Raw genomic sequence first — 3099 nt, forward strand, 5'->3', positions numbered from 1 at the left:
TGGGTATCGGCCGTCAGCGCTTCTGGGAGCGCGCGTCCTACTACAACATGGAGCGCGAACTGGCTGCGGCCCTCGATTCGCTGAACAACGCCTGATGAGCAGTATACTGATCATAATTCTTGTTGCTGCGCTTGCCTTCGTGGCGACCGTCGGTGTTGGCTTTACGTTTACCGCCGGCAACGATGACGCCGCAAAGAAACGCGCCCGCGAGATCGGGGCAGGGCGTGCGCCGGTGCAGGTCTCCAAGGCGCTTGGCAAAGCCACGGAAGACACCGCAAAACGCCGCGCCAAGACGCAGGAAATGCTTGAAAACCTGCGCAAGCAAGACAAAGAGCGGCGCAAGGTCTCTGCTGCGCAGGATATCGCCTCGAAGCTGACCCAAGCGGGTGTCGAACTTTCGATCCCGATGTTCTGGATTATTTCCGTGATTACAGGCGCGGTCTGCGCCGGTGTTGTCTGGATGTCGGGCGCGGACGGCCTCGTCATCAGCGGAATAAGCTTCAAGAGCCGGCCTATCCTTTGCGCAGCCGCCGGGTTCGCCGGCACCTTCGGCTTGCCCCAGTTCGTGCTGAACACCATGATCAAGGGCCGCCACAAGAAGATGGTGAACCAGTTTGCCGATGCGCTCGACGTTATCGTGCGCGGTGTGAAGACGGGACTGCCGCTTAACGAGTGTATCCGCATCATTGCAAAGGAAAGCCCGGAGCCCCTGCGCAAGGAGTTCCTAACCTTCGCCGACAACCTCGCCATGGGTTCGGGCCTCGAACGCGCGCTCGCTCAGCTCTACAAGCGCATGCCGCTGCAGGAGGTGAACTTCTTCGCCATCGTGCTCACCATCCAGTCCAAAGCCGGCGGCAACCTCTCCGAAGCGCTTGGAAACCTGTCCTCTGTCATCCGTTCACGGAAAATGATGCGTGAGAAGGTCAATGCGCTGTCCTCGGAAGCAAAGGCATCTAGCTTTATCATTGGCTCGCTGCCCTTCGCGGTCGGCACCATGGTCTTCGTCACGACGCCTGACTACATCATGGAACTGTTCATCACGGAAACCGGCCACGTGATCCTCGCCATGGCGGCGACCATGATGGGTCTCGGCATCACCGTCATGCGCAACATGATCAACTTCGACATGTAAGGGCGGCTGCGATGTACGAGTTCATCCTCTCTCTCACAAAGCCCGATACTCTGGCGGCCTATCTCGTCGCCGCTGCCGTATTCGGAACGTTTCTTACGTTTGCGCTGCCGTATCTTCAGGGCAATAAGCTTGAGACCCGCCTGAAGTCCGTCGCCAGCCAGCGCGAACGCCTGCGTAAGCAGAGCCGTGCCGCGCTGGAGAAAAAGGGCCTGCGCCGCAAGGACGATTCGGTCGTCGGCAACATCTCCTCCAAGCTGAATCTCGCCAAGGCGCTTGAAGATCCGAACGTCGTCAAGGTGATGAACCAGGCAGGGCTGCGCGGTCCGGGCCCCGTCTCGGCTTTTTATTTTGCAAGGATGAGCTTGCCCATCGTGGGTGCCTTGCTCGCCTACCTCTATATCTTTTACGTGAACGACCATGGCTTAAGCACGTTCCTGAAATACGGCTCGCTGGCTTTTGGCGCGGCCGCCGGTTTCTACACCCCGAACCTCTACATCTCGAACATCGCCCAGAAGCGCCAGAAATCCCTGATGCGCGCCTTTCCGGACTCGCTCGACATGCTGCTGATCTGTGTCGAGGCCGGCATGTCCATCGAGATGGGTTTCAACAAGGTCAGTCAGGAGATCGGCGCTGCCTCTCCGGAGCTGGCAGAGGAATTCGGCATCACGGTTGCGGAGCTGTCCTACTTGCCGGACCGCCGGCAGGCCTATGAAAACCTTGCAATCCGCACCGGCCATGAAGGCGTGAAAGCTGTCTGTATGGCCCTCGGCCAGGCCGAGCGGTATGGTACGCAAATGGGCGATGCCCTGCGCCTGATGGCGAAGGAAAACCGCGAGATGCGGATGTCGGATGCCGAGAAGAAGGCTGCGGCGCTTCCTGCACAGCTGACTGTGCCTATGATCCTCTTCTTTCTGCCGGTTCTGTTCCTCGTCGTGCTCGGCCCTGCCTATATCAAGTACCAGAAGATGCAGGGCGAAAGCGAAGCTGCGCTACAAGTCACAGAGCTGCAGGTCGAGCGCGACTTCGTCTGAGGCGGGCAGGGCTTTCCTCTGACGCCGCGCCCCGCTAGACCCGCCGGATGAGCCTTTTGCCCCTCGCCAGTAGCACGCTCGCCCGGTTCGGTCTGGCCGCGCAGCCCGCCCCGGGCGGGCTCGCCTGCCACACGCCGCTGACCGGCGAAATCCTCACCCATATCGCGCTGGATACGCCGGCCGCCGCCGAAGACGCCGTCGCGGCCGCCAGCCGCGCCTTTGCCGTCTGGCGTGATGTTCCGGCCCCGCGAAGGGGCGAGCTTGTTCGCCTGCTCGGAGCGGAACTGCGCCAGGCCAAGGATGATCTCGCCACTCTCGTCACGCTGGAGGCCGGCAAGATCCCCGCCGAAGCAATGGGCGAAGTGCAGGAGATGATCGACATCTGCGACTTCGCGGTCGGTCTCTCGCGGCAATTGCACGGCCTGACCATTGCGTCCGAGCGACCCGGTCACCGGATGATGGAAACCTGGCATCCGGCAGGTGTCACGGCAGTGATTACCGCTTTCAATTTTCCTGTTGCCGTCTGGGCATGGAACGCTGCGCTGGCGCTTGTCTGCGGCAATCCGGTGATCTGGAAGCCGTCGGAGAAGACGCCGCTCACGGCGCTCGCGGTAATGCAGGTGTTCCGCCGCGCGGTGCAGGCGTTCGGTCATTCCCCCGAAGGACTAGCGGCCTGTCTTATCGGCGGACCCGGTCTGGGTGCAGCCCTCGCCGCCGATTCCCGCATCGCGGTTGTCTCGGCCACGGGATCAACCCGGATGGGACGCGCTCTCGCGCCGGTCGTCGCAGCGCGCTTCGGCAAGACGATCCTCGAACTCGGCGGTAACAACGCCGCCATTGTCTGTGCGTCTGCGTACCTTGATCTCACCTTACGCGCAATCGCCTTCTCGGCGCTCGGCACCGCCGGTCGGCGGTGCACCACGATGCGCCGCCTCT

3 protein-coding genes are annotated in these 3099 nt (G+C 61.8%); all 3 read left to right on the forward strand.

Annotated elements, in window-relative coordinates; all coding sequences use genetic code 11:
• Positions 1–94 precede the first annotated feature (94 nt).
• The gene (locus WEA77_RS09335) at positions 95–1132 is read left to right on the forward strand and encodes a type II secretion system F family protein (protein WP_368067605.1); all 1038 of its coding nucleotides are present in this window, start codon (positions 95–97) and stop codon (positions 1130–1132) included.
• Positions 1133–1143: 11 nt separating this feature from the next.
• The gene (locus WEA77_RS09340) at positions 1144–2163 is read left to right on the forward strand and encodes a type II secretion system F family protein (protein ID WP_368067606.1); all 1020 of its coding nucleotides are present in this window, start codon (positions 1144–1146) and stop codon (positions 2161–2163) included.
• Between the two features lie 47 nt (positions 2164–2210).
• The coding region (locus WEA77_RS09345) for an aldehyde dehydrogenase family protein (RefSeq protein WP_368067607.1) at positions 2211–3099 on the forward strand (889 nt) is incomplete at its 3' end.

This window comes from Hyphomonas sp. (assembly GCF_040882205.1).
Classification (GTDB): domain Bacteria; phylum Pseudomonadota; class Alphaproteobacteria; order Caulobacterales; family Hyphomonadaceae; genus Hyphomonas.

Coding starts and splice junctions, on each gene's coding strand:
- WEA77_RS09340 (WP_368067606.1), top strand. CDS start 1,144: ATGTACGAGTTCATCCTCTCTCTCACAAAGCCCGATACTCTGGCGGCC.
- WEA77_RS09335 (WP_368067605.1), top strand. CDS start 95: ATGAGCAGTATACTGATCATAATTCTTGTTGCTGCGCTTGCCTTCGTG.